This is a genomic window from Acetobacter sp. DsW_54, from assembly GCF_002153575.1.
In the GTDB taxonomy this organism is placed as follows: domain Bacteria; phylum Pseudomonadota; class Alphaproteobacteria; order Acetobacterales; family Acetobacteraceae; genus Acetobacter; species Acetobacter fabarum.
Window position 1 is genome coordinate 32,859 of the sequence record NZ_JOPD01000001.1, and the last position, 25,039, is coordinate 57,897.

The window sequence follows — 25,039 nt, forward strand, 5'->3', positions numbered from 1 at the left end:
GAGAAGAGTACAATAGAGATGTACCGTATCAGATACATGAATGTCCTGCTGTTCCTGCTGCTTCCGTTGCTTGCCGGTTGCGGAACGCAGTCGGCGATGACGGATGAAGTTGTCAAGGCCGATGCAGAACTGCGGGATGGCGCCCCTCAGGCGGCTCTGGAGGTGCTGAAACATTATCTGAATGAACATCCTGACGACCCTAAAGCCCTGACTGAACTGGGTAAGGTCAATGCCAGCATGGGCCGTAATCAGGCAGCCGCCATTTTTTTTGAGAAAGCCCTCCAGCACAAGCCGCATTCCCTGGAAGCAACCAAAGGTCTGGCCAAGATCAAGCTGAAGATCGATCCGCCGCAGGCAACGGTGCTGTTACAGGATATGGTCAAGCGTTATCCGCGCGATGTGCAGGCATGGGTTGATCTGGGCGTTTCGTATGACCTGCAAGGCCAATATGTGCCTGCGCAGGCGGCCTATAGGAAGGCCATGGGGCTTGATCCAATGAAAGTGTCTGCTCAGAGCAATCTGGGGCTGTCGTATGTGTTGAGTGGGCAGTACGCTCAGGCGCTGGATATTCTGGAACCTATTGCCGCTGCACCGGATACGACTTCAAGCAGGGTGCGGGCCAATTTTGCACTGGCACAATACCTGGCTGGATACCGGAATAATGCGCGGAATACGCTCATGCAGGATATGCCAAAGGCGCAGGCAAACATTGTCATGGCGTCTTTTTCCAAATTCAGGACCCGCCCTTATGTTGCGCAATGATCGTCGTGGTGCGGCCGCAGTCGAGTTTGCGTTAACAGCCCTGCTGCTGATTATGGTTGTGGTGGGCACGATAGAGGTTGGCTGGCAGCTGGAAACCGAGGCTGCCCTGCGGAACGGGGTGGACGAAGCAATACGCTTTGCATCAACTGGGCAGTCGATTGTGCCAAACGTAAAGGCCTCTCCAACATGTCGTGCTCAGGCTATTGTTTTTCTTGTGACGCTACGTGCCCCGACAATTTTAAAACCCGAAAACCTGACAATAACGTCGGCAGCAAATAATGCTACGGCTGTTTCTTCCAGTGGTAGTGGATTTGGGGGTGCAGGGGGGGATACAATGATTTATACATTTGTTTATACTCAGCCATACCTTACTTTTTTTGGAAAGTGGATTATGAACTCTAGGAGTATGGTCCATAAAGTATCATCGTTGGTTAAAAATGAACCGTTTTCAGGCACGATTAGCTGCTAACCGTAAGGGCTCCGTAGCGCTGGAACTGGCGCTTGTTGCCCCTGTGGCTCTTTTGCTGCTGCTGGGGGCAGCAGACATGATTTTTGAATTCAGGAACTGGATGCGCCTTCACTCTGTGACGACGCAGGTGGGGCAGATTATTGCCCAGTGCCAGCATATTTCAGACCCGTATGACCTGAATGTTTTTTTTGCTGATGCGCAGCAGATCGCGGCACCTCTGGACATTGTCGGTACAACCAATGGTGCCGTTATCATTACAGCGATAGGACCGGATAGTAATAATAAGCTCGCCATTTACTGGCAGAAGCAGGTTGGCTCAACTACCTTTAAAAGCGGGATTACATCAGCGAGTCTTTCGCAATATGCAATATCCGGTGTCTCCATGAATCCTGCTCAGACATTTATTGCAGTGGAGGCATTTGCCCGGCCCGGGTTATGGCAGTTTGCTTCGGGGCTTATGACCAACCGGGATAGTCCGGTGCTCAGCAGCCAGTCCGTTTTGCCAGCCCGTTTTTTTGGTACCAATATTGGCGTTGGCAAACTTGATACCACGGCAACAGCGAAAGAATGCACATGATGGATCGAAAGGGAGCTGTGGGGCTGGTTGTTGGTATAGTCATGTTTGCCATGGTTGCCTCTGTTGCCATGGGTATCGACTTTTCCCGCACCTATCTGACGCGTGTAAGACTGCAAACCGCTATTGATGCGGCAGCCCTTACGGCTGGGAGGGAGGTCAAGGCTTCCACCCGTGATGCAGATGCTACATTGGTGTTCTGGCAGAATTTTGCAGTCAATCACGTTGCCAATGGGATTGGTCCGCTTGGATCACAAACGCCTGGGCCCAAAATTACGTTTGTGGATGCTTCTACGCTGAACATCTCGGCCACAGCATATGTGCCGATGGTGTTTGCTAAAATCTTTGGCTGGAATCAGATCCCGGTTGTGGCGCAGGCTCAGGTTGTTGCAGCAGGGGGCGGGCTTGAGGTCGCTCTTGTGCTGGATAATACGAACTCACTGGGTTCGGACGGTATTTTGGCCCTTAGAACGGGCGCAACCAATCTGGTCGAAACGGTGTATGGGGACAGTACAACAACGACAACCACATGGGTTTCTGTTGTGCCGTTTGGTGGCGAGGTAAATATTGGCAACTCGCATACAGACTGGCTGGATAGTTCCTCTAATATTTCCACCCTGAAATATGGAAAAAATGGCTGGGGTGGATGTGTGTTCGCACGTTATGCGAGTGATGGAACGGCAGATATGAGTGAGAATCCGCCCGTATCCAGTTATCTGTTCAAGCCGTTTTTCTGGCCCACCACTTACCAGAAAACACCTTATTATTGTTCGTGGTTTGGCGGCTGTAGCTACCTGCAGGGGGATAATGACTGGAGCGTTTCCGGCCGACCCGGCATTACGGAAACAGCCCCAATTACATTATCCGCGTCTGCTCCCCCAAGGGTTTCCAGCGGTGAAGTCGGCCCCAATTTGGGGTGTCCGCCGCTTGCACTGTTACCCGAGACTGCGGCAAAGGCGACCGTTGAAAAAGAAATCAGTCTTATGCCCATGCTGCAGCGTGGTGGAACCCTGATCCAGAATGCGTTGCAGATGGGCTGGTTTACAATCAGCCCCAAGTGGAAGGGCCTGTGGTCCAGTTCATTACCAGACATGCCCTATGATTATGGGCAATCCAGCACAAAGAAAATTCTGGTGCTGATGACCGATGGTACGAACCAGATGTGCCCCTGTTACTATGGCTACCCTGATTATTATGACAATATGGGGGGATGGTGGAACAGTGACGAAACAGCATTCGGGCGTTTGCTGGACAATAACCTGGCTACGGTAAACGGGTATTATTATGGGTTTCAGGATACTGTGCGACCCATACTGGATAATCTTGTGGTGCAGGTCTGTTCTAACATGAAGGCGATGGGCATAGACCTGTTTGTTATTCTCTATACACATCAGGGCTCATCGGTGGATACGGCTGCAATCAACACCATGAAGGCGTGTGCAACCGATAGTAACCATTACTTCGAATCACCCAATGCTTCGGATATGCAAACGGCCTTTTCCAACATCGCTGGCCAGATTTCCGCTTTGCGGTTGTCTCAGTAAGTGTGTGGGTAAGGTTTTCTGCCGGTAGTTGTTGCAGGGGCAATATTAGGGCCGATAAGCGGCGTTTGAACCGCTTATCGGCTGTGTTTCCCTGATATAACCGGCCGGGGCCTGCCGTTTTGGAAGCTGACGACGTTGCGCTTTACTTGTCGGTTGCGTCAAAGCGGAAGGGTTGACCTGTTGCTTTGTCCGCCAGTGTTCCTTCCCACATCACCTGCTGCCCGCGAATAACGGTGCCCACAGGTTTGCCGGTCAGGGTCTCGCCCGTGAACGGGGACCAGCCACAGCGCGAGGCCAGCCAGTTCTGCTCTATGGTCCAGCGGGCCTTCAGGTCCACAATGGTAAAGTCCGCATCATACCCCACGGCAATCCGGCCTTTGCGAACCAGACCAAACAGGCGCTGGGGGCCGGCGGATGTCAGGTCCACCAACCGGCGCAGGGTCAGGCGGTGGTGGGCCACATGGTTGAGCATAAGGGGGAGCAGTGTCTGCACACCCGGCATGCCAGAAGGGGAGGCCGGGTAGGGCTTGCTCTTGTTGGCCAGACTATGGGGCGCATGGTCGGAGCCAATTACATCGGGCATACCCTGCGTGACCCAGTGCCACAGTCCGTCGCGGTGTGCAGCGGAGCGGATGGGGGGGTTCATCTGGGCAAACGTGCCCAGACGCGGGTAAGCATCCTCGGCTGCCAGTGTCAGGTGCTGGGGCGTTAGCTCACAGGTGGCGATGTCGCGGTGCTGGGCAATCAGTTCCAGTTCCGCAGGGGTGGTAATGTGCAGGATATGCACGCGCCGCCCGGTTTTGCGGGCCAGACGCAGCACACGGGCAGTTGCGCGTAATGCCGTTTCATCATCCCGCCAGACGGGGTGGGAGGAGGGGTCCCCTTCCACACGTTCTCCCATGCGTTCGATCAGCCGGGCTTCGTCTTCGGCATGGATGGCCACCCGGCGCTGGCCGGAGCGCAGGACGCGCTCAAGCATGGCATCATCGGAGACCAGCAGGTTGCCTGTGGAAGAGCCCATGAACACCTTGATCCCCGCAGTGCCGGGCAGTTTTTCCAGTTCGCCACACTGGTCGGCATTGTCGGATGTTGCACCAACATAAAATGCGTGTTCGCACCACATCCGGTCTTTGGCGCGGGCCAGCTTGTCGGCTACGGCTTCGGGCGTGGAGGTGGTGGGTTTGGTGTTCGGCATTTCAAAAACGCCAGTGACCCCGCCAAGCACGGCAGACCGGCTGCCGGTTTCAAGGTCTTCGTTTTCCACGGCCCCGGGTTCACGGAAATGAACCTGAGTGTCGATCACGCCGGGGAGAATGGTCAGGCCGCTACAATCAATAACCCGCGCGGCATCTGCCGTGCCGCCAATGGTGCTAATCTGGCCATTACGCACATATACCGTTGTTTCTACCGTGCCATCAGGCAGGACAACGGAACCGTTTTTGAGCGCCAGATCATGCGTCTTGTGCGGAGTGTTCTGTGCGGATGCGGCCATGGGGGTTGTCCTTACTTGTCAGCTTTGGGGGTGGTGCGTGTGCGGGTGCGCATGGTCACCAGTTCCTCGGCTGAGGTGGGGTGAATACCAATGGTGCGGTCAAAGTCTGCTTTGGTCAGCCCGGCTGTTACGGCAATGGCTACGGCCTGTAGCATTTCCGGTGCTTCGTCGCCCAGAATATGCACACCAACCACCTTCTGGCTCTGCTGGTCCACAACCAGTTTCATGACCGTTTTGCGCACGCGGCCTGCCAGCGTGTAGCGCATGGGGTTAAAGCGGGTGAGGTAAATATCCACAGCCCCGTTTTGTGTGGCTTCCTCCTCCGTCAGGCCAACTGTGGCGAGAGGGGGGGAGAAAAAGACTGCCTTGGGAGTGGTCGCGTAGCACCACTGGCGCGGGGGAGCCTGTCCGAACAGGCGATCGGCCAGATTATGCCCTTCCGCAATGGCAACGGGGGTGAGGTTGATACGGTCGGTCACGTCCCCAATGGCGTAAATGCCGGGATGTGCCGTCTCGCTATTGCCATCAACCTGAATGCGGCCGTTATCGGCGGTGGTAATGGATGTCTTGCCCAGTCCGAGCGCATCAATTTTGGGGCGGCGGCCTGTGGCCATGAAGATGCAGTCCGCGCGCAGCGTCTGCCCGTTATCCAGTGTCAGGATCAGCTCGGCCCCGTTCCGGGTTATGCTGGTGGGGTTGGCATGGCGATGCTGGGTAATGCCACGGGCATCTATGGCGTCTGCCAGTGCGGTGCGCATGTCTTCATCAAAGCCACGCAGGGGCAGGTCGCGGCGGTAAACAAGGTCTACCTGCGAGCCAAGTCCTGCAAAGATACCGGCAAATTCAATGCCGATATACCCGCTCCCAATCATGATCACCCGTTCGGGGCGCTGCGGCAGGGCAAAGGCCTCGTCCGAGGTAATGGCCAGTTCTGCTCCGGGAATATCCAGCTTGGTGGGGGTGGAGCCGGTGGCAATCACAATCCGCTCGGCGGTAATGGTCCGGGGCTGTTCCGTGGGGGCCAGAGGGGAGGGGGTAATACGCAGGGTATGCCCATCTACAAATTCGGCATGGCCGGTAAAAAGGGTAATGCCCGCTTTTTCCAGCATGGAGACGTAAATACCGTTCAGGCGCGTAATTTCGCGGTCCTTGGCGGCAATCAGGGTGGGCCAGCTATGGGTGCCCGGTGCGGTGGACCAGCCAAAGCCGTGGCTGTCTTCCACCATGTCGGCATAATCGCTGGCCATGACCATCAGCTTTTTGGGCACACAGCCAAGATTGACGCATGTGCCCCCCCAGTGGCGGCTTTCCACCACACCAACACGCGCACCGTGGCCGGCGGCAATGCGGGCGCACCGAACACCGCCGGAGCCTGCTCCTATGACCAGAAGATCAAAGTCATACGTCATGGGGCAGGGCTCCTTTGGTGCTGGGCTGAGGGTCTTTTACAGTAAGGTGGGACTACCTTTACCGTTCGGCAAATGCTTTTTCCACCACGTAAGCACCGGGGGTGGACATGTTGCCTTCATCAAACCCGCGGGCCTGAAGCAGGGCTTCCGTATCGGCCAGCATTTCGGGCGAACCGCAGATCATCACGCGGTCATGCTCGGGGTCCAGAGCGGGGATATTCAGATCCGTAAAGATCTTGCCGGTTTCGATCAGCTTGGTAATGCGGTCGGTTACGGCAAAGTCTTCACGCGTGACGGCGGGGTAGTAAAGCAGCTTGCCGCTGATATCCTCGCCCAGGAACTCGTGCTGGGGCAGTTCGTGGCGGATATGGTTGGCATAGGCCAGCTCGCCCGAAATACGGACCGTATGGCTGAGGATCACGTGGTCGTAACGCTCATAGCATTCCGGGTCCTTGATCAGGCTCATGAAGGGAGCCAGACCCGTGCCGGTGGACAGGAAGTACAGGTTCCGCCCGGGGCGCAGGTTGTCCAGCAGCAGGGTGCCGGTGGGCTTGCGCCCGATCAGAACCGTGTCGCCTACCTTGACGTGGCGCAGGCGCGAGGTCAGCGGGCCATCAGGCACGGCAATGGAGAGGAACTCCATTTCGTCCGCATAATTGGGGGAGGCAATGGAGTAGGCGCGCAGCAGGGGCTTGCCGTCCACTTCAATCCCGATCATGGCGAACTGGCCGTTCTCAAACCGCAGGCCGGGGTCACGCGTGGTGGTGAAGGTGAACAGGCGGTCGGTCCAGTGGTGCACGGTCAGCACCTTGGCCGGGTAAAGGTGGCCGTACTCCTTGGTAGGGGGAGCAAGGTGCCACACACCGTCCTGCCCTTCTACCGGCAGCAGGCTGCTCGGCACTTCAGAGGCAGACAGCCGGGGGAGAACGTCGTTATCAAGAATGGTTTCAGACATGGACCGCTTTGTACTCCGCTTATAGCAGATCAGATAGATGGCGCGCTTTTGCCCAAAGGGGGCAGTGCTTCAACAGGCAAAAGGCAACCCTGGTGCTTTGGCGGCGTTTTTAAGGGGCAGGCGCGTGGGACGCCAGTGCAAATTCGTCACAAGACGTGTTCCTGCTTCACACAGCAGGGCAGGAACAGCCTCGCTTGGAAGCCACAAACCGCCAGTGGCGGGCACAATGGGCACAAGGCGGCTGCCATATCAAGCGTATATTGCGCCGTTCCCCCCATTGCCGGGGCGCAATGTTTGATTTTTCCATGAAGTATTGGGCAAGGCCCATTGTTCCGCCGCCCGGGATGACGCAAGAGTAGGGCATGACGTCAGATAGCCCCGCCTCCCCCGCGCGTGAAGCGCTTGCCCGTGCCGTGGCCCATACGGGCCTCCAGCCCGAACCCAAGGAAGAAACAGAGGTTCTGCGCCGCATTGCCCGGGCACTTGAACCCGGAGCGCGCGAAGTCCCGGTTGAGGTCTATCGGGCTGCGCTGTGCCAGGTGCGGCGCAAAAAATGGATTTCCCGCCTGCTGGACCGTACGCGACGCAGTGGCCGAATCTGGATTACGCGGGAGGAAATAGAAGAGGCCGTCGGCGGGATTACCGACCCGGCGGCGGATGATCAGGCGCTTGAGCACGCTCTGGCTCCGGTTAGTCTGGCACGCCTGCGTGGGTATGGAGCATCGCCCCATGCGGCGTTTGCCGCCATTCAGGCGGATCTGGTGGATATTGGGCGCGTGCCATCCCCCGCCCAGACCGACCTTTTGCTTATGGCCGTGGCCATTGCCTTTGACCTGCCCGAAGGCGACCCCTTTCTGGAGACCGCGCGCAAGGAAGAGGCACAGCGCCAGCGGGCCGCCAGCCGGATAGAACAGACCGCCCAGAACAAACGCGCACAGGAGGAAGAGCACCTTAAGGCATGGGAAAGCAGCCTTGTGCCGTTCAATGAGGTGCCGCGACTCCTCCATTGCTCCCACCGTGAGGCCCTGCGCTGGATTGCCGAGAATCGGCTACCCGTTGCGCGTAAGGTGCAGGAACCCGGTGGGCGGGAGCGGTGGGAGTTTGACCCCGCAGCACTTGTGGCCCTGCGGGGCAACCTGTCCGAGTGGCGCAAGGAGGAACGTGGCCCCGCAACAGGTCCGGGCAAGGGCAAACATGCGCCGGATATGGGGCGCAAGGTCGCCAATGCCGTGATCGCACGTGTGGCGGCGCTGGACAAATACGCGGCCCATTTCCGCACCGCGCGTGCCCTCAACCGCCAGATTACGCTGGTCACGGGGCCAACCAACAGCGGCAAGTCCTACACAGCCCTTAATGCGCTGGCACAGGCGGAGAGCGGGCTGGCCCTCGCTCCCCTGCGTCTGCTGGCGCATGAGTTCCGTGAAGCGCTGGCCGCGCGTGGGGTTGAGGCCTCCCTGTCCACCGGGGAGGAGCGGATTGAAGTCCCCGGAAGCCGGCATCTGGCTGCAACGGTGGAAATGTGCCCTTTTTACAGCCCGGTTGATGTGGCCGTCATTGATGAAGCCCAGATGCTGTTTGATACGGACCGTGGTGCCGCATGGACAGCCGCCATTATGGGAGCACCAGCGCGGCACCTGTATGTGCTGGGTGCGCCGGACTGTATTCCCATGGTCCGCCGGATTGCCGAACTATGTGGTGACCCGCTGGACGAAATCTCGCTCGAGCGTAAAAGCCCGCTCAAGGCCGCCAGCCAGCCTGTGCGTCTGGCCGACCTTGGGGCCGGGGATGCGCTGATTGCGTTTTCCCGCAGGGAGGTGCTGGACCTGCGTGCAGCCCTTATGCAGCACGGCAAGCGTGTGGCTGTGGTGTATGGCGCACTCAGCCCGGAAGTACGCCGGGCGGAGGCGCAGCGCTTTAACAACGGTCAGGCTGATATTCTGGTGGCAACGGATGCCATTGGCATGGGGCTTAACCTGTCCATCAAACGGGTGGTGTTTGCCGCGCTCAAAAAATACGATGGCCGGCAAACACGCGACCTGACCGTACAGGAGGTCAAGCAGATTGGCGGGCGTGCGGGCCGTTTTGGTAAGCACGAGACAGGTGTTGTGGCCGTGCTGGCTGGTGCAGGCAGCCCGAGCTTTGTGCGCCGCCAGCTGGATGCCGATGCCGAATTGCCGGATGACCTGCGCCCCTACGTGCAGCCCGATGCGGACATTGTCAAAGCTGTTGCGTCCGAAATAGGCTCGCAAAGCCTGTATGGCGTGCTCTCACGCATTCACAGGGCGGTTCTGCGCAAGGATGATCCCAATTACCGCCTGTCGGATATGGAGCAGGCCTTTGCCATTGCCTCGGCGCTGGAAGGGGTGGAAGGGCTGGACCTGACCACCCGCTGGTCCTACGCCATGTGCCCGGTGGATGACCGCGATAACGGGATCAGGCGTCTGGTTGGCTGGGCGGCGGACCATGCTGCTGGCCGCCGTGTGCTGCCACCGGGCACAGGCCCGCTGCCTGCTGCCGAACGCGCCGGGCGTGAGGAACTGGAGCGGGCCGAAAAACGGCATAAGCGGCTGGTGGCTTGGCGCTGGCTGGCGCTGCGCTTCCCCACCATCTACCCGGACCGGGAAGAGGCGGAGGATACTACCCGTAAGCTGAATGACTGGATCGAGCGCGTTCTACGCCAGCAGAGCCGTGCGCGCCGTTCCACGCACGGGTAAGCGGCCTGGTTTTTACCAGGCCGTGTTGGTCAGCCGTTCCGAAACATCCCACAGACGGGCGGCCAGACTGGCCTTGCGGGCAGTAGGGGGCACAATGGCCGGGCCGGGTGGGCCACGGCGTTCGCCCGTTCCCTGCGGGCCATAGTAATCCCCATCCCGCGCCTGAGGGGCAAGGGCTGCATAAAGCAGGGGTTCGGCCCCTTTGGCGGCGGACTGGCCCATAACGCGCAGGATAGCCGTGCCAAGGGTCTGTTCGATCAGCCCCAGCGGCTTGGGTAGGGTGGATGCCTGCCCGTTAGCCACAATGGAGGTAGCCGCCCATCCCGGATGTGCTGCGCGGGAGTGGATGTTCCAGCCCCGTTCCCCCGCTTTGCGGGCCAGTTCTTGCGCAAAAAGCAGGTTGGCCAGCTTGCTCTGCTGGTACGCCCCGAACGGGCTGTACCTGTGGCGGAATTGCAGGTCGTTGAAGTGGATGGTGTTTTTACCCGCCGCAAGGCTGGCTACGGTTACAAGCACACCGCCCCCTTCTGCCGCTTCCAGCAGGGGGCGCAGATGCGCGCTCAGGGCAAAATGGCCCAGATGGTTCACACCGAACTGGAGTTCGAATCCATCCTCGGTTTCCATACGCCGCGTCGGGGCCATGACCCCGGCATTATTGATCTGGATATCAATCCGGTCTGTCAGCGCGCCAACAGCCCGCGCACATTCCGCTACGGAGCGGAGGGAGGCCAGATTAAGCGGGAGCAGGGTCACATCCGCCCGGGGGCAGTCCGCGCGCAGGCGGTCCAGAGCATTCTGCCCTTTTTCGGGGTTGCGGACTGGTAGAATAAGTTTTGCGCCACGGTGGGCAAGGCCGAGTGCGGCCTCAAACCCCAGACCGCTGTTTGCGCCGGTTACAAGGGCTACGCGCCCATGGAGCTCCGGTTGTGTGCTGTTAACCCGCCAGGGACTGCGGCCCATCATGGCAGGGGGGCTTTGAGCTGCTCATCCTGTTCTGCTGCTTTCATGGCTTCCTCCGTCAGACGTTTTTCATTGTGCTTGATGAATACGAACAGCACGCCAATAACCACCAGAGTCGCGGCCCCGAAGCCTACGGCCAGCCAGCCGGAGAGTTTGGCAATCTCGCTTCCCAGCAGGTAGGCGCATGTTGTGTATCCTCCAGCCCAGAACACGCCGCCAAGCGCGTTATAGAACAGGAACGTATGCCAGGGCATACGGTTCGCTCCGGCCAGTATGGCAACAAACATCCGCAGGATGGCCACAAAGCGACCAAAAAAGATAACCGGCCCACCATGCTTGAGAAAAACATAACGCCCCAGCAGCAGGCGCTCAGGGGTTAAGCCAAAGCGTGGACCGTGCTTGCGCAAAAGCCCAAGGCCCAGCCGGTGGCCAAGCAGGTAGCCCAGATTGTCCCCCATGATCGCCCCTGTCACCCCGGCAACAATAATGCCTTCGATCTGGAGCTTGTGGGTGGTTGCGCAAAAAATGGCCCCGGTAATCAGCAGACTTTCCGCAGGAAGGGGCAGGCCCATGCTTTCCAGCATAACAACCACTCCAACCACCCCATAACCGTACCGGGTGAACAGGGTTGTCAGGTAATCAAGCGAAAAGATGGATTCCAGAGCGTGTAACAGGACAGACAATCCAATTCAGAGAGAACATCGTCAGGAGTGGGGAGGAGCAGAGTCGCTCCCGTCATGTCAAGCCCACAGGAAAAAACAGCAGGTCCGTATGCCCTGCCTAGCATGGAATGCAAAGCGGCACATGCCTTTCCGTTCAGGGCGTTTTGCATGATAAACTGGGTGAATGATGGAACAGAACAGCGCTCATGCTCAAATGCCCCAGCCCATGCGCTGTGGTAGTTGGCCCTCCCCCGTAACGGCTACTCTGGTGGCTGGTAAAAGCCTGACCTTTTCAGAGGTACGCAGCACAGGGCAGGCCGTGTTCTGGCTGGAGCGCCGCCCGGCAGAGGGGGGGCGGACAGTTCTGATGCGCTGGGCGGAGCCCGATGGCGTGGCCGAGGTGCTGCCTGCGCAGGCGGATGTCGGGACCCGTGTGCATGAATATGGCGGAGGCGCTTATGCCGTCTCCCCCCACGGTATTGTCTATGCGGACAGGCGCACGGCGCAGGTCTGGCTGCTGGGGCGGGGAGGTGGAGCCTCCACCCTTCTGGCCGGGGCGGAAGGCGTGCGCTTTGCCGACCTGCGGTTGGACCCCGCCAGCCCTTCGGTTGTGGCCGTGCGTGAGGACCATCGCACGGCTGGTGAGCCCCAGAGCACACTGGTCGCCCTTGGTGGGGGGGCTGGCCCGGAGGGGCTGGTGCTGCAACATGGTGCGGATTTTTACATGTCCCCCACCCTCTCGCCCGATGGCATGTTGCTGGCGTGGATTGAGTGGGACCACCCGAACATGCCGTGGGACTCCACGCGCCTGTGCATGGGGCGTGTGGTGCGCGGGGCAGATGGCACCATTGCGGCACTTGAGGGTGTGCAGGTTCTGGCCGGAGGGGCAGGCGGCGAGTCGCTGGTGGAGCCGCGCTGGACGGTAGATGGCCACCTGCTGGTGATTTCTGACCGTTCCGAACTCTGGCGGGTATGGGAGGTCGTGCATCAGCCTGCCCCGCATCTGGTGGCGTATGCCATGCCAGAGGGGGAGATTGGCCAGCCCGCATGGGTGTTTGGCCAAAGCAGCTACCAGCCGTTGGCCAATGGCGGGTGCATGGCCCTGAGCGTGCGTGATGGCGAAGGCCAGTGTTTTGTACGCACGGCTGAGGGCCACACTCACAGCTTTGCAGGGCAGCCAGACCAATGCCCTGTTGCATTGGCAGACGGGCGGTTTGCATGGGTGCAGGCACCGGTGGATGCCCTGCCCGCCGTGGTGGTGGGCTCTGCCGAGCAGGGTGTGCAGCAGGTACTCCGTCGTTCTGCCACGCTGGATTTGCAGGCGGCGGATATTTCCCGCCCCGAATCGGTGCGTTTTGCGGTGGATGGGGTCGGTGGCCAGCAGGGGCATGCCTTTTTTTATCCCCCTGCCAATAGCCGTGCCTGTGTGCCGCAGGATGAAAAACCCCCGATGATCGTGCTGGTGCATGGTGGCCCAACCGCCCGGGCGCAGGATGGTTTTTCCTTTAAGGTGCAGTGGTGGACATCGCGCGGTTTTGCCGTGCTGGATGTCAATTACGGGGGTTCCACAGGCTTTGGGCGGTCCTGGCGCAATCGGCTGCAAGGCCAGTGGGGTGTTGTGGATGTGGCGGACTGCATTGCCGCCTGCCGCCATATGGTGGCCACTGGCCGCGTTGACCCCAAGCGAATCGCTATTCGCGGCTCCAGTGCGGGGGGAATGACCGTGTTGCTGGCGCTGGCGGCATCCGACCTGTTTGCTGCGGGTGTTAGCCTGTATGGTGTCACTGACCTGCGCGCACTGGCGCAGGAAACGCATAAGTTTGAAGCGCGCTACCTTGATGGTCTGGTTGGTCCGTGGCCGGAAGCGGAGTCTGTTTATGTAGCGCGCTCACCCCTTTCTGTCGCCAGCCGGATAAGGGCGCCGGTGCTGCTGTTGCAGGGGACGGAGGACAAGGTTGTTCCGCCCTCTCAGGCGCATGCCATGGCAGCGGTGCTGCGTGCGGCAGGTGCTCCCTGTACGTTGCATGAATTCCCCGGCGAGGGGCATGGCTTCCGTCAGGAGGCAACCATCCGTCAGGCATGGACCATGGAACTGGCGTTTTACGGCCGGGTTTTCGGGTTTGATCCGGCTCCTCCGTTGGACGCCTGACGCCATACGCCCAGTCGAATCGAAAAAAAAACCGGGGCAGAAACACGGCCCCGGTTTTTTTGTGGTCTGTAAAAAATCAGCCTGCGTAGCGTGGGCTGTACGTCAGGCTTTCAATCCAGGCCCGAATATCCTTGGGCCGTTCTACCGTTGCGGCGCCCTGATCAAAAATAAATTCGGCAATACGCGCAGCAGACGTAACCGATACCTCCAGAATGTCACTCTGGGGCGGGAACAGGCGGCCCCGCTCGCGTGATGCCGGGTCTACCTGATCCGCCAGTGCGCGGGCGGTTTCAATGACCATGTCATCCGTAATGTGTTTGGGGCATGTGGCGTACACAGCCAGCCCCAGAGCCGGGAAGATGTAAAAATTGTTGGCCTGACCGGGGTAGAAGGTTCGCCCGTTCATTTCCACTTCGGGGAACTGCAGACCGGCGGCAAAAAGTGCCTGTCCCTGTGACCATTCATATGCCTGCTCGGCCGTGCATTCCGCGTTTTTTTGGGGCAGGGAGAGCGGGAAAATAATGGGGCGCTCGTTCAGCGCGCTCATGGTTTCCACAACCTCCTGCGTAAAGGCTCCTCCGCTGGTTGAAACACCAATAAGCACGGTGGGCTTGATGGCTTTGATCGTGGCCAGCAGATCACGCGAGGGAGGCATGGCTTTGGCGTAGCGTTTTTGCTGTGGGCTCAGGTCCGTGCGGGAGGTCTCGAGCAGGCCGTTCACATCCATGAGCGTTATGCGCTCAATAGCTTCCTGCTCGCTTATGCCTTCCTGCTTCAGGGCGGAAATCAGCATATCCGCGGTACCCAGCCCGGAGGAGCCTGCCCCGAGGAATAAAAAGCGCTGCTGCGCCAGTGTTTCGTTCTTGATTTTGAGCGCGGTAATCAGGCCGGCCAGCGTAACGGCCGCAGTGCCCTGAATGTCATCATTATAGCACAGGGCGGTGTTGCGGTATTTGTCCAGATAATGCAGGGCGTCTGTGCCCTTCCAGTCCTCAAAATGCAGGCAGCAGTTGGGGAAGACCTCCTTAACCGCGCTTACAAATTCTTCCACAAACCCGTCCAGTTCCTCCAGCGGAGGGGGTTCCCTGCGCAGACCAAGGTAGAGCGGGTCTGCCCGCAGGGCGCTGTTGGTTGTGCCAATATCAAGCTGCACAGGCAGGAGCACTTCCGGCGGGACCGCCCCGCAGGCCGTGTAAAGGTCAAGCTTGCCAATGGGAATGCCCATGCCGTTCACGCCAATATCGCCCAGCCCCAGAATTCGCCCCCCAGTGGTGACGCACAGGAAGCGTACGTTATCCGTAGGCCAGTTGCGCAGCACATCACGGATTCGGCCGCGCATGTCCAGACTGATGTACATGCCGCGCGGGCGACGGTAGATGTGGCTGAACTGCTGGCAGACAGCCGCCAGAGTAGGCGCATACACAATGGGCACAAACTGTGCGGGGTTGGACATGAGCACCCGGTAGAACAGGGTCTGGTTCTGGTCACGCAGGCCGCTCAGATAGATGTAGCGTTCCAGATTGCTGGGTTTGGCTTCGAGGTGCCTGTGGATTCGCTCTACCTGCCGGTCCAGTGTTTCCACCTGTGTGGGCAGGAGTCCTTCCAGCCCGTATTCCCGCCGCTCTGCTTCTGTAAATGCCGTGCCCTTGTTCAGCAGGGCATTGTTAAGAAGGGCTGTTCCTCTAAGAGTCAGGGCTGAAGGCATGGTAACTCCTTGGCAAAACAAAAACCACGTCAGGCTAACAGACAAGGGTACAACCCGGAACATGCCCGAGTGTTCCAAACGCCGGAATGGGTTTGTTGTGTTTGCAAGGCAGATGGACGGTGCGAATCAGCAATAAAAAAGGCGGCCCGGAGGCCGCCTTTTTTAATATCGTATCTATGGGCTGAAAAATTACAGCTTTTCGACCTGATTGAACTCCAGATCCACCGGTGTGGAACGGCCAAAGATCGAAACGCTAACTTTCAGGCGGCCTTTTTCTTCATCCACTTCTTCAATAACACCATTGAAGGAGGTGAAGGGGCCATCAGCCACACGAATCTGTTCGCCCACTTCAAAGGTAACGGCGGAGCGGGGATGCTGCACACCTTCCTCTGTCTGGCGGATAATCCGTTCGGCTTCCGCCGCGGAAATGGGTGTAGGGCGGTTTTTGGTGCCCAGAAAACCCGTAACCTTGGGTGTGTCCTTGACCAGATGCCATGACTCATCGGTCATTTCCATCTTGATCAGCACGTAACCGGGGAAGAACTTGCGTTCCGCGTTCACCTTCTGGCCACGGCGGACTTCAATCACTTCCTCGGACGGGACAAGAATCTCGTCAATATGGTCGCTCAGTCCCTTCTGGGCCGCATCTTCGCGGATGTGCTGCGCGATTTTCTTTTCGAAGCCCGAATAGACGTGGACCACATACCAACGCTTGGCCATGCCGTTTCCTCAGCCTCCCAGCCCGAAAAGTTGACGCACGCCGAGACCGATCAGCTGGTCAACGACGAAGAAGAAGATGGATGCCATACCTGCCATGGCCAGTACGGCGCCGGTGGTGACAAATGTTGCGCGGCGGGTGGGCCATGTGACCCGTTCCGCCTCGGTACGCACATCATGCAGGAACTTACCGGGACTGAACGACACGAAGCACACTCTCCTTGTTCCGCCCCGCTCGGTTGCCAAGGGGGCAGTCTTAAATCAACACCACTCAGATTGTACGATAAAGCCGCATTTTACAGGTGAAAAGCGGAACCTTCCGTACACCACGAGAAAATCTGGCAGGGGTGGAGGGTCTCGAACCCACAACCTCCGGTTTTGGAGACCGGCACTCTAGCCAATTGAGCTACACCCCTGCAGCGTGTCCGCCACGGCTGGAAAAGACCTATAACGGAAACCCGTTCGTCTGACCAGCCACAATCTTGCGGGCATCACAGGAGGCGGAACAAAATATGTTGTGGCTCTAAAGTCAAGTGCCTGTTGCAGATTATTGTCGTGCGCGGGGAGCGTGGGCGTAAAAAAACTGGTGGGGGCTTGCGGCGCGTGTGGGGGATGGATTATAAAAACCAACACTTCGGAGTGCGGGCATAGCATAGTGGTAATGCAGTAGCCTTCCAAGCTACCGAGGAGGGTTCGATTCCCTCTGTCCGCTCCAAGGTTTCTCCCAAAAAGTCTGAATGCCTGTTACCTCACCGTTTCGTGAACGTAGCGGATTGCGTCTGGCTTCCACTGGCCGTTCCGGGCGTGGGGTTTTATCACCTAATAGGGTGCGCTGCTCCGGCGTTTAAGGGCTTTTGGTCTGGTATTTTGGTCGGCCAGAATGCGCTGCCAGCGGCGGGTTGAATAAAATAGGGTTGTTCAGCTAGTTGCGTGCCTGTTGTGGTCATGCTAGAGGCCGCGCCAACAGGTGCATCAAAATCTGGATTCATCGCCTGATGGTCTGGGTTGCATCGTTGTCAGTGTGGAATGCCGGCGCGCACAGAAGGAAAGAACCAAAGAGTGGTGGCCTCGGGCGTAACGACAGCACAAGCAGTAGCTTTTGCGGCCAACGGTCTTGAAGGCCGTTACGCGATTGCGCTTTATGATCTGGCTGCCGAACAGCAGCAGCTGGACACCGTGCTTGATGAAGGTGGCGCACTTGCGCGCCTGATTGATGAAAGTGCGCCCCTGCGCACTGTTCTGGAAGACAGGCGTCTGGATATCCTGGTGTCTCGCAAGGCCGTTCTGGCTGTGCTTGAGGCTCAGGGATTCGGTCAGATTCTTCGTAATTTTGTGGGCGTCGTGGCTGATAACCGTCGTCTGCCGGTTCTGCGCCGCATTCTTGCATCGCTGGATGCTCTGGCCGTGGCCCGCCGTGGCGAGGTTGTGGCCGAGGTCAGCAGTGCTGTGCCGCTTACGGCCGAACAGCGGGCCCAGCTTCAGGTTCGTTTGGCCGAAGCCGGTTATTCCCGCATCAATATTCGCGAGCGTGTTGACAGCGCCCTGCTCGGCGGTCTTGTCGTCCGCGTCGGGGCAAAGCTGTATGATGCCAGCCTCAAAACCCGCCTGTTTCGTTTGCATTACGCCATGAAGGGAGCCGCGTGATGGAAATCCGTCCCGCAGAGATTTCGGATATCCTCAAGCAGCAGATTGCCTCGTTCGACAAGGAATCTGATGTGGTCGAAACCGGCACAGTCCTGTCCGTTGGGGATGGTATTGCCCGCGTATTTGGCCTGCAGAATGTCATGTCGGGTGAACTGGTGGACTTTCCGTCCGCTGGCCAGAAGGGCATGGCCCTGAACCTGGAAAGCGACAACGTCGGTATCGTTATTTTCGGTGATGACACCAATATCCGTGAAGGGGACAGTGTCACCCGTTCAGGTATGGTTGTCAGTGTGCCGGTTGGTAAGGGCCTGCTGGGCCGCGTTGTAGACGGTCTGGGTAACCCGATCGACGACAAGGGCCCGCTGGTTGACGTTGAACTGCGTCGTGCGGAAGTCAAGGCTCCCGGCATCATGCCGCGCCAGTCCGTGAGCGAACCCATGCAGACCGGGATCAAGGCGATTGACGCTCTGGTGCCGATTGGCCGTGGCCAGCGTGAACTGGTGATTGGTGACCGTCAGACCGGTAAAACCACCATCCTGACCGACACCATTCTGGCCCAGAAGGGCGTGAATGAGCAGGGCGACGACAAGAAGTCCCTCTACTGCATTTACGTTGCTGTCGGCCAGAAGCGCTCCACAGTTGCACAGCTTGTGCGTCTGCTGGAAGAAAAAGGCGCGATGAAGTATTCTATCGTCGTGGCCGCTACCGCATCTGACCCGGCTCCGCTGCAGTATCTCGCACCCTACGCTGCGTGCGCTATGGGCGAATACTTCCGCGACAACGGCATGCACGCCCTGATCTGCTATGATGATCTGACCAAGCAGGCTGTGGCTTATCGCCAGATGTCCCTGCTGCTGCGTCGTCCGCCGGGCCGTGAAGCTTATCCGGGTGACGTGTTCTACCTGCATTCCCGTCTGCTGGAACGGGCTGCTAAAATGTCCGACGCCAATGGCGCAGGTTCTCTGACGGCTCTGCCCGTTATTGAAACGCAGGCCGGTGACGTTGCAGCTTACATCCCGACCAACGTGATCTCCATTACGGACGGCCAGATCTTCCTTGAGACCGATCTGTTCTACAAGGGTATCCGCCCTGCCGTTAACGTGGGTGGCTCCGTCTCCCGCGTTGGGTCTGCGGCACAGATCAAGGCCATGAAGCAGGTCGCAGGCAAGATCAAGCTTGAGCTTGCCCAGTACCGTGAAATGGCAGCCTTCTCCCAGTTCGCATCCGATCTGGACCCGGCAACGCAGAAGATGCTTGCCCGTGGTGCCCGTCTGGTGGAACTGCTGAAGCAGCCGCAGGCTTCGCCGCTTTCGGTTGAAGAACAGGTTGTTCTGCTGTTTGCTGGTACCCGTGGCTTCCTCGATGGCATTGCAGCCAGCAAGGTTGTGGCCTGGGAACGTGCAGTGCTGAGCGATGTGCGGAGCGCAGGCAAGGACATTCTGGACACGCTGAGCAAGGATAAGGCCATTTCCAAGGACCTTGAAGCGCGGCTGACCGAATATCTGACCGCCTTCAACCGCAACTTCGCCGGCTGAGGGAGCAGAAGCACTCATGGCTTCCCTTAAGGAACTACGCGCCCGGATCGGAAGTATCAAATCGACACGGAAGATCACGAGCGCCATGAAAATGGTGGCAGCGGCCAAGCTGCGGCGGGCGCAAGCCAGCGCAGAAGCTGCTCGTCCTTATGCGGCAGCCATGCGCCGTATGCTGGGTGAGTTGGCCGGTGCAACCAAGGGGGAGGACGGAGCGCCTCTTCTTCTGGCCGGTACCGGGCAGGACAAGGTGCATCTCCTTGTGCCCATGACCAGTGACCGTGGCCTGTGCGGTGGCTTTAACTCCAACGTACATCGCCTTACGGTGCAGACCATCCGTCGCCTTCAGTCTGAAGGCAAGACGGTGCGCCTGCTTCCGGTTGGTCGTCGCGCGCTGAACTTTTTCACGCGTGACCATGCGGACCTGATTGTTGATCATGTGATCGGGACAAGTGCGAAGGAAATTCCCTTTTCCGTCGCCAGTGACTTGGGTGACAAGATCAATGCCCTGCTTGAAGCAGGCGAGATTGATGTCTGCACACTTGTGTTCAACAAGTTTCGCAATGCGATGACACAGGTGCCGACATGCCAGCAACTGGTTCCCATGGTCGTGGAAGAGGCATCTGGTACGCTCGAAGCCTCCAACGATGTGGCCCAGTATGAGTTTGAACCTGATGAAGCAACGCTGCTGGCCATGCTGCTGCCGCGTAATCTGCAGGTCCAGATTTATGCTTCGCTGCTGGAAACGGTTGCGGGCGAAAACGGTGCCCGTATGACGGCCATGGATAACGCGACGCGCAATGCAGGCCGCACCATCGATAGTCTGACGCAGGTCTATAACCGGACCCGCCAGACCAATATTACTAACGAACTGATCGAAATCATTTCGGGCGCACAGGCTGTCTGAGCCCGATCGTATGCCCCGCAGGAGCTGACCCATGTCGGATACCACAACCCAGACCCAGGCCCCTGCGGCCACGAAGACCAATGCTGTTGGCCGCATTACCACCATTAAAGGGCCGGTTGTTGACGTGCAGTTCGAAGGTGAACTGCCCAAAATTCTGAACGCGCTGCATGTCAAGCTGGGCGATCAGGTTCTGGTGCTCGAAGTGGCCCAGGAAATCGGCGAACACGAAGTGCGCTGCATCGCCATGGACACGACCGATGGTCTGGTCCGTGGTACGGAAGTGGTTGACACCGGTGCACAGATTTCCGTGCCTGTCGGTCCGGAAACCCTTGGCCGTATCCTCAACGTGATCGGTGAACCGATTGACGAACAGGGTCCTGTCCAGACCGCACGTCGCGCCCCCATCCACCGCGATGCCCCTGCTTTTGACGAGCAGGCTGCTGCATCCGAAATCCTGATGACCGGCATCAAGGTTGTTGACCTGCTCTGCCCGTACCTCAAGGGTGGCAAGATCGGCCTGTTCGGCGGCGCAGGTGTTGGCAAGACCGTTATTATTCAGGAACTGATCAACAACATCGCCAAGGCGCACGGTGGTGTGTCCGTATTTGCCGGTGTTGGTGAACGTACCCGTGAAGGGAACGACCTGTATTTTGAAATGCAGGACGCAGGCGTAATCAAGCTGGGTGAAAACGGTTCGACCGAAGGCTCCAAAGTTGCGCTGGTATTCGGTCAGATGAACGAACCGCCGGGTGCCCGTGCCCGCGTGGCCCTGACTGGTCTGACCATGGCGGAATACTTCCGTGATGAAGAAAACCAGGACGTGCTGTTCTTTGTGGACAACATCTTCCGCTTTACGCAGGCTGGTTCGGAAGTGTCCGCACTGCTGGGCCGCATTCCTTCTGCCGTGGGCTACCAGCCGACACTGGCAACGGAAATGGGCGCTCTGCAGGAACGTATTACGTCCACCAAAAAAGGCTCCATTACGTCCGTTCAGGCCGTATATGTCCCTGCCGATGACTTGACCGACCCGGCTCCGGCAGCAACCTTTGCCCACTTGGATGCCACCACCGTTCTGAACCGTTCCATCGCGGAAATGGGGATTTACCCGGCTGTGGATCCGCTGGACTCCACGTCCCGCGCTCTGGACCCGCAGATTGTGGGTGAAGAACATTACGCAGTGGCTGGCGAAGTGCAGCGTATTCTCCAGACCTACAAATCCTTGCAGGATATCATTGCTATTCTGGGTATGGATGAACTGTCTGAAGACGATAAGCTGGTTGTGGCCCGCGCTCGCCGTATCCAGCGCTTCCTGTCCCAGCCGTTCCATGTGGCGGAAGTGTTTACCGGTGCCCCCGGCAAGCTGGTATCCGTGACCGATACGGTTCGTTCCTTCAAGGCGATCTGTGCTGGTGAATATGACGATCTGCCAGAAGCGGCTTTCTACATGGTCGGGACGATCGAAGAAGCTGTTGCCAAGGCAGAAAAACTGAGGGAGTCGGCCTAACAGCCGGCTTCTGGAGGGAGCACCATTCATGCCAATCCAGATTGAGATAATCAGCCCTGAAAAGGTTCTGGTGTCGCGTGAGGTAGATATGGCCGTTCTTCCGGGCATGGAGGGTGATATTGCCGCCATGCCGGAACATTCGCCCATGATGCTTCTTCTGCGTGGTGGCGTTGTTGCCCTTTACGAAGGGGACAAGGTGACCGATCGCTATTTTGTGGGGGGAGGTTTTGCCGACATTACCCCCGCACGATGCACGGTGCTGGCCGACAAGGCTGTGCCTGTAAGCGACATTTCCATTGATATGGCCACAGCTCAGCTGGAGGCCCTGTCTGAAGCATGGGACAAGGCAGACAAGACGGATACGTCCCGCCTTGTTGTGTTGCAGGATCAGATTCAGGCAGTACGGGCAGAAATTGAAGCAGGCAGCGCCAGCTAAAATTTGTGTTCAGCCAGATTTTAAAAAAAGCCACCGTTCAGGTGGCTTTTTTTGTGTCCGGATTCAGCCGCGCCCTCTGTAGGACGGGACATCCTGCGCGGGAATCCATACCCCAGCGGGGGCATCCCCTGTCTGCCAGAAAACATCAATGGGAATACCACCGCGCGGGTACCAGTAGGCACCAATGCGCAGCCAGACCGGGTTGAGCAGGTCAACCAGAGTGCTTGCGATCTGCACGGAGCAGGCTTCGTGAAACGCGCCATGATTGCGAAAACTGGTGAGGAACAGCTTGAGGGATTTGCTCTCCACAATCCACTGGTCCGGTACATAATCTAGCACAATATGGGCAAAATCCGGCTGGCCGGTAATAGGGCACAGGGACGTAAATTCCGGCGCGGTAAAGCGTACCATATAGCGTTTGTCCGGGTTGGGGGCTGGCACACGCTCCAGCACGGCCTCTTCCGGGCTGTTGGGGGGGGCAATCTGGCGGCCAAGCTGGGTAAGCGCGTGGCGTCCATCATCTGCCGTGTTCATCGTTTTCTCCATGCAGCTATGGTTTTCTTGGGTGTCCGGCTTGTCGGCGCGTTCGTCAAGTTTCGTATGGGGTATATGGGTTCTGGCTGTCTCTTTCTGGTTGGCTGGTGTATGGAAGAAACATGGCCAAATTACCCACTCCCGTCTTTCCCCAGCCCCAGCTTGTGTCCTCTACCCAGGACTTGGCGGAAGCTCTTAAACCGTTTCATGCCGAACGTTTTGTAACGGTTGATACGGAGTTCATGCGTGAGCGCACGTACTGGCCGGAGTTGTGTCTGGTGCAGGTGGGTAGCGCACATGCTGTTGTGCTGATTGACGCACAGGCGGAAGGGATTGACCTGACCCCTCTGGCAGAACTGATGGCCGATGCCTCGGTGCTGAAAGTGTTTCATGCGGCGCGGCAGGATCTGGAAATTTTTCTGCATGAGTTCGATGCCCTGCCGACACCTGTGTTTGATACGCAGGTTGCTGGCATGGTGGCGGGCTTTGGGGATCAGGTTGGGTATGACAGTCTTGTTGGCTCCCTGACTGGCCATATGATTGATAAAAGCCACCGCTTTACGGACTGGTCAGCCCGTCCGCTCTCCGAAGCCCAGCTGAATTATGCTGCGGGCGATGTGACATGGCTGCGGCTGGTTTACGAAAAACTGGTGCGCAAGCTGGAGCAGGACAAGCGGTTGAGCTGGGTAGCTGCGGAAATGGCAGAGCTGGAAGACCCGGCAACCTTCCGCCCTGATCCGGAAAAACAGTGGGAGCGGCTTAAGGCCCGCACAGGCAACCGCCGTATGCTGGGTGTGCTGCGTGCAGTTGCCGCCCTGCGCGAGCGTGAGGCCCAGCGCGTGAATGTGCCGCGCCAGCGTTTGCTCAAGGATGAAAGCCTGCTGGAAATAGCAGCCACAACACCGGGTACGGTGGATGCGCTTGCCCGTGTGCGTGGTGTATCCCGCGGGCTGGCCGAAGGCCGCACCGGCATGGCGCTGCTGGAAGCGGTCAAGCAGGCACAGGCTTTGCCGGAGTCGGAACTGCCGCGTCCTGCACGGGGCAAGGGTAAGGATAACGCAAGAGCGCCTGCATCTCTGGTTGCTCTGCTCAAGGTGCTGCTGACCGCCTGTTGCGAGGAGCACGATGTGGCGCCACGCTTGGTTGCTTCCATGGATGAGCTGGAGGCTCTGGCGCTGGACCCGGCACAGGCTCCCACCTTGCTGTCGGGCTGGCGGGGCAGAGTTTTTGGGGATGTGGCGCAGGCTTTGTGTGAAGGGCGCGTGGCGCTTCAGGTCAAGGGTGGGCGGGTGATCAGCGTGCCCGGCGAAAACGCGGCCTCCTGACGGAGTGACGCGCGCCCGCCGGACGGGAGCCTGCTTTAAAAGCCCATTTCTTCCCACAGGTTGGAAAGCGGACGCGCACCGTAGTGCGAGATGATTTCCGACGCAGCAACAGAGGCAAGACGCCCACATTCAGGCAGGCTGCGGCCGGATGTCAGCCCTGCCAGAAAGCCTGCGGCATAGGCATCGCCCGCACCTGTTGTATCCACAACCTGTGTTGGAACCGGGGCTACGGTGGTCAGCTGGCCATCATGCACAATCACGCTGCCAAGGCCTGAGCGCGTCAGGGCTGCAAAGGTTGTGTCCTGCGCGGTGTGGCGGGCAGCTGTGTCAAAGTTTTCTGTTTCGTACAATGCACAGATTTCGTCTTCATTGGCGAACAGGATATCGACGTGGTTCTTGACCAGATCAAGGAACGCAGCACGGTGGCGACCAACGCAGAACGGGTCGGAGAGGGAAAGAGCAACCTGGCGGCCGTTCTTGTGGGCTAGAGCTGCGGCCCGGCGGAATGCCTCCTGCGCATGCGGGGGATCGAACAGATACCCTTCCAGATAGATAATGCTGGATGCGGCAATCATGTCCGGCAGTACGTCTTCGGGGGTAAAGCAGGTGCAGGCACCCAGATAGGTTGCCATGGTACGCTGTCCGTCGGGTGTGACCATGACCACGCAACGGGCTGTGGGCAGGTTGTCAAATACCTGCGTATTCAGCGGAGCGGACGGAAACTGCACTCCGTTATCGCGCAGGTCCTGCGTGAACTTTAGCCCGGCATCATCGCGCGAGACCTTGCCAAGGTAGGCAACGCGCGCGCCAAACTGTGCGGCAACAACGCAGGTATTGGCTGCGGAACCACCACCCATGACCTGCTCGGGAGCCAGAGCGGCTTCCAGTGCGTTGGCCCGGTCCACGTCGATCAGCGTCATGCTGCCGGGCGTGAGCCCCTGGCTTTGCAGGAAGGCGGCATCCGTGCGGGCGAGAATATCGGTAATGGCATTCCCAATACCGAGAATGTCGTATTGTGTGTCCTGACCGGTCATGGCGATAAAAT

22 protein-coding genes and 2 tRNA genes are annotated in these 25,039 nt (G+C 58.6%); 13 read left to right on the forward strand and 11 right to left on the reverse strand.

What is annotated here, in order from left to right; genetic code table 11:
- Nucleotides 1-18: 18 nt before the first annotated feature.
- Genes HK20_RS00155 through HK20_RS00170 form a run of 4 tightly spaced genes read left to right on the forward strand, consistent with a single transcriptional unit; the run spans nucleotide 19 to nucleotide 3,349 of the window.
- Nucleotides 19-762 carry a lipopolysaccharide assembly protein LapB gene (locus tag HK20_RS00155; RefSeq protein WP_086645089.1) on the forward strand — a complete coding sequence of 248 codons (744 nt, stop codon included), beginning with the start codon at nucleotides 19-21 and terminating at the stop codon, nucleotides 760-762.
- Entirely contained in the window at nucleotides 749-1,231 is a 483-nt protein-coding gene (locus HK20_RS00160) for a TadE/TadG family type IV pilus assembly protein (protein ID WP_086645090.1), read from the forward strand. The genes HK20_RS00155 and HK20_RS00160 overlap by 14 nt, the downstream gene beginning before the upstream one ends.
- Nucleotides 1,200-1,808 carry a TadE/TadG family type IV pilus assembly protein gene (locus HK20_RS00165; RefSeq protein ID WP_086645091.1) on the forward strand — a complete coding sequence of 203 codons (609 nt, stop codon included), beginning with the start codon at nucleotides 1,200-1,202 and terminating at the stop codon, nucleotides 1,806-1,808. The genes HK20_RS00160 and HK20_RS00165 overlap by 32 nt, the downstream gene beginning before the upstream one ends.
- Nucleotides 1,805-3,349, forward strand: a complete 1,545-nt coding sequence (locus HK20_RS00170; RefSeq protein ID WP_158093019.1) for a Tad domain-containing protein — start codon at nucleotides 1,805-1,807, stop codon at nucleotides 3,347-3,349. Before HK20_RS00165 ends, HK20_RS00170 begins: the two co-directional genes overlap by 4 nt.
- 142 nt (nucleotides 3,350-3,491) lie before the next feature.
- On the opposite strand, the gene HK20_RS00175 is transcribed toward HK20_RS00170, so the two are convergent.
- The 3 genes from HK20_RS00175 to HK20_RS00185 are packed head-to-tail and all read right to left on the reverse strand — an operon-like array spanning nucleotide 3,492 to nucleotide 7,205.
- The gene (locus HK20_RS00175; RefSeq protein ID WP_086645093.1) at nucleotides 3,492-4,841 is read right to left on the reverse strand and encodes a dihydroorotase; all 1,350 of its coding nucleotides are present in this window, start codon (nucleotides 4,839-4,841) and stop codon (nucleotides 3,492-3,494) included.
- A gap of 11 nt (nucleotides 4,842-4,852) precedes the next feature.
- On the reverse strand, nucleotides 4,853-6,250 hold the full coding sequence (gorA, locus tag HK20_RS00180) for a glutathione-disulfide reductase (RefSeq protein ID WP_086645094.1): 1,398 nt from the start codon (nucleotides 6,248-6,250) through the stop codon (nucleotides 4,853-4,855).
- A gap of 58 nt (nucleotides 6,251-6,308) precedes the next feature.
- Entirely contained in the window at nucleotides 6,309-7,205 is an 897-nt protein-coding gene (locus tag HK20_RS00185; RefSeq protein ID WP_086645095.1) for a ferredoxin--NADP reductase, read from the reverse strand.
- Between the two features lie 362 nt (nucleotides 7,206-7,567).
- Between HK20_RS00185 and HK20_RS00190 the strand changes: the two genes are divergently transcribed.
- A complete protein-coding gene (locus HK20_RS00190; protein WP_086645096.1) occupies nucleotides 7,568-9,919 on the forward strand; it encodes a helicase-related protein in 2,352 nt (783 codons plus the stop codon).
- 12 nt (nucleotides 9,920-9,931) lie between these two features.
- On the opposite strand, the gene HK20_RS00195 is transcribed toward HK20_RS00190, so the two are convergent.
- A complete protein-coding gene (locus HK20_RS00195; protein WP_086645097.1) occupies nucleotides 9,932-10,882 on the reverse strand; it encodes an SDR family oxidoreductase in 951 nt (316 codons plus the stop codon).
- Entirely contained in the window at nucleotides 10,879-11,463 is a 585-nt protein-coding gene (locus tag HK20_RS00200; protein WP_086645156.1) for a DedA family protein, read from the reverse strand. Before HK20_RS00200 ends, HK20_RS00195 begins: the two co-directional genes overlap by 4 nt.
- A 265-nt stretch (nucleotides 11,464-11,728) precedes the next feature.
- Between HK20_RS00200 and HK20_RS00205 the strand changes: the two genes are divergently transcribed.
- Nucleotides 11,729-13,690 carry an alpha/beta hydrolase family protein gene (locus HK20_RS00205; RefSeq protein ID WP_369822988.1) on the forward strand — a complete coding sequence of 654 codons (1,962 nt, stop codon included), beginning with the start codon at nucleotides 11,729-11,731 and terminating at the stop codon, nucleotides 13,688-13,690.
- 76 nt (nucleotides 13,691-13,766) lie between these two features.
- On the opposite strand, the gene HK20_RS00210 is transcribed toward HK20_RS00205, so the two are convergent.
- The 4 genes from HK20_RS00210 to HK20_RS00225 form a co-directional block, all read right to left on the reverse strand.
- On the reverse strand, nucleotides 13,767-15,395 hold the full coding sequence (locus HK20_RS00210; RefSeq protein ID WP_086645099.1) for an NAD-dependent malic enzyme: 1,629 nt from the start codon (nucleotides 15,393-15,395) through the stop codon (nucleotides 13,767-13,769).
- 189 nt (nucleotides 15,396-15,584) lie between these two features.
- Complete coding sequence (nusG, locus tag HK20_RS00215; protein WP_086645100.1) at nucleotides 15,585-16,115, reverse strand: transcription termination/antitermination protein NusG; 531 nt, start codon at nucleotides 16,113-16,115, stop codon at nucleotides 15,585-15,587.
- Between the two features lie 9 nt (nucleotides 16,116-16,124).
- Nucleotides 16,125-16,319 carry a preprotein translocase subunit SecE gene (gene secE / locus HK20_RS00220; protein WP_059024606.1) on the reverse strand — a complete coding sequence of 65 codons (195 nt, stop codon included), beginning with the start codon at nucleotides 16,317-16,319 and terminating at the stop codon, nucleotides 16,125-16,127.
- Nucleotides 16,320-16,451: 132 nt separating this feature from the next.
- Nucleotides 16,452-16,528, reverse strand: a tRNA-Trp gene (locus HK20_RS00225).
- A 225-nt stretch (nucleotides 16,529-16,753) separates the two neighbouring features.
- Between HK20_RS00225 and HK20_RS00230 the strand changes: the two genes are divergently transcribed.
- The 6 genes from HK20_RS00230 (at nucleotide 16,754) to atpC (ending at nucleotide 22,135) form a co-directional block, all read left to right on the forward strand.
- Nucleotides 16,754-16,827 (forward strand) — tRNA-Gly (locus tag HK20_RS00230).
- 311 nt (nucleotides 16,828-17,138) lie between these two features.
- On the forward strand, nucleotides 17,139-17,756 hold the full coding sequence (atpH, locus tag HK20_RS00235) for an ATP synthase F1 subunit delta (RefSeq protein ID WP_179290170.1): 618 nt from the start codon (nucleotides 17,139-17,141) through the stop codon (nucleotides 17,754-17,756).
- Entirely contained in the window at nucleotides 17,756-19,291 is a 1,536-nt protein-coding gene (gene atpA / locus HK20_RS00240; RefSeq protein WP_086645101.1) for a F0F1 ATP synthase subunit alpha, read from the forward strand. The genes atpH and atpA overlap by 1 nt, the downstream gene beginning before the upstream one ends.
- A gap of 16 nt (nucleotides 19,292-19,307) precedes the next feature.
- Complete coding sequence (locus tag HK20_RS00245; RefSeq protein ID WP_086645102.1) at nucleotides 19,308-20,195, forward strand: F0F1 ATP synthase subunit gamma; 888 nt, start codon at nucleotides 19,308-19,310, stop codon at nucleotides 20,193-20,195.
- A gap of 31 nt (nucleotides 20,196-20,226) precedes the next feature.
- Nucleotides 20,227-21,699, forward strand: a complete 1,473-nt coding sequence (gene atpD, locus HK20_RS00250; RefSeq protein WP_086645103.1) for a F0F1 ATP synthase subunit beta — start codon at nucleotides 20,227-20,229, stop codon at nucleotides 21,697-21,699.
- 28 nt (nucleotides 21,700-21,727) lie between these two features.
- Nucleotides 21,728-22,135: an ATP synthase F1 subunit epsilon gene (gene atpC / locus HK20_RS00255; RefSeq protein WP_086645104.1), complete on the forward strand. Its 408-nt coding sequence runs from the start codon at nucleotides 21,728-21,730 to the stop codon at nucleotides 22,133-22,135.
- A gap of 63 nt (nucleotides 22,136-22,198) precedes the next feature.
- On the opposite strand, the gene queF is transcribed toward atpC, so the two are convergent.
- Nucleotides 22,199-22,669, reverse strand: a complete 471-nt coding sequence (gene queF / locus HK20_RS00260; protein ID WP_086645105.1) for a preQ(1) synthase — start codon at nucleotides 22,667-22,669, stop codon at nucleotides 22,199-22,201.
- Between the two features lie 122 nt (nucleotides 22,670-22,791).
- Here queF and rnd point away from each other — a divergent pair, with 122 nt between their 5' ends.
- Nucleotides 22,792-23,994 carry a ribonuclease D gene (gene rnd / locus HK20_RS00265; RefSeq protein ID WP_086645106.1) on the forward strand — a complete coding sequence of 401 codons (1,203 nt, stop codon included), beginning with the start codon at nucleotides 22,792-22,794 and terminating at the stop codon, nucleotides 23,992-23,994.
- Nucleotides 23,995-24,029: 35 nt separating this feature from the next.
- Here the strand turns inward: rnd and HK20_RS00270 are convergent, their stop codons facing one another.
- Nucleotides 24,030-25,028 (reverse strand): adenosine kinase, encoded by a 999-nt coding sequence (locus HK20_RS00270; protein WP_086645107.1) that lies wholly within the window; start codon nucleotides 25,026-25,028, stop codon nucleotides 24,030-24,032.
- Between the last annotated feature and the right edge of the window lie 11 nt (nucleotides 25,029-25,039).

Coding starts and splice junctions, on each gene's coding strand:
- HK20_RS00210 (WP_086645099.1), bottom strand. CDS start 15,395: ATGCCTTCAGCCCTGACTCTTAGAGGAACAGCCCTTCTTAACAATGCC.
- HK20_RS00175 (WP_086645093.1), bottom strand. CDS start 4,841: ATGGCCGCATCCGCACAGAACACTCCGCACAAGACGCATGATCTGGCG.
- HK20_RS00160 (WP_086645090.1), top strand. CDS start 749: ATGTTGCGCAATGATCGTCGTGGTGCGGCCGCAGTCGAGTTTGCGTTA.
- HK20_RS00165 (WP_086645091.1), top strand. CDS start 1,200: ATGAACCGTTTTCAGGCACGATTAGCTGCTAACCGTAAGGGCTCCGTA.
- rnd (WP_086645106.1), top strand. CDS start 22,792: ATGGCCAAATTACCCACTCCCGTCTTTCCCCAGCCCCAGCTTGTGTCC.
- atpA (WP_086645101.1), top strand. CDS start 17,756: ATGGAAATCCGTCCCGCAGAGATTTCGGATATCCTCAAGCAGCAGATT.
- atpH (WP_179290170.1), top strand. CDS start 17,139: ATGCCGGCGCGCACAGAAGGAAAGAACCAAAGAGTGGTGGCCTCGGGC.
- HK20_RS00170 (WP_158093019.1), top strand. CDS start 1,805: ATGATGGATCGAAAGGGAGCTGTGGGGCTGGTTGTTGGTATAGTCATG.
- HK20_RS00190 (WP_086645096.1), top strand. CDS start 7,568: ATGACGTCAGATAGCCCCGCCTCCCCCGCGCGTGAAGCGCTTGCCCGT.
- nusG (WP_086645100.1), bottom strand. CDS start 16,115: ATGGCCAAGCGTTGGTATGTGGTCCACGTCTATTCGGGCTTCGAAAAG.
- queF (WP_086645105.1), bottom strand. CDS start 22,669: ATGAACACGGCAGATGATGGACGCCACGCGCTTACCCAGCTTGGCCGC.
- HK20_RS00205 (WP_369822988.1), top strand. CDS start 11,729: ATGGAACAGAACAGCGCTCATGCTCAAATGCCCCAGCCCATGCGCTGT.
- HK20_RS00195 (WP_086645097.1), bottom strand. CDS start 10,882: ATGATGGGCCGCAGTCCCTGGCGGGTTAACAGCACACAACCGGAGCTC.
- HK20_RS00270 (WP_086645107.1), bottom strand. CDS start 25,028: ATGACCGGTCAGGACACACAATACGACATTCTCGGTATTGGGAATGCC.
- atpC (WP_086645104.1), top strand. CDS start 21,728: ATGCCAATCCAGATTGAGATAATCAGCCCTGAAAAGGTTCTGGTGTCG.
- atpD (WP_086645103.1), top strand. CDS start 20,227: ATGTCGGATACCACAACCCAGACCCAGGCCCCTGCGGCCACGAAGACC.
- HK20_RS00245 (WP_086645102.1), top strand. CDS start 19,308: ATGGCTTCCCTTAAGGAACTACGCGCCCGGATCGGAAGTATCAAATCG.
- HK20_RS00155 (WP_086645089.1), top strand. CDS start 19: ATGTACCGTATCAGATACATGAATGTCCTGCTGTTCCTGCTGCTTCCG.
- gorA (WP_086645094.1), bottom strand. CDS start 6,250: ATGACGTATGACTTTGATCTTCTGGTCATAGGAGCAGGCTCCGGCGGT.
- HK20_RS00200 (WP_086645156.1), bottom strand. CDS start 11,463: ATGCTGGAAAGCATGGGCCTGCCCCTTCCTGCGGAAAGTCTGCTGATT.
- HK20_RS00185 (WP_086645095.1), bottom strand. CDS start 7,205: ATGTCTGAAACCATTCTTGATAACGACGTTCTCCCCCGGCTGTCTGCC.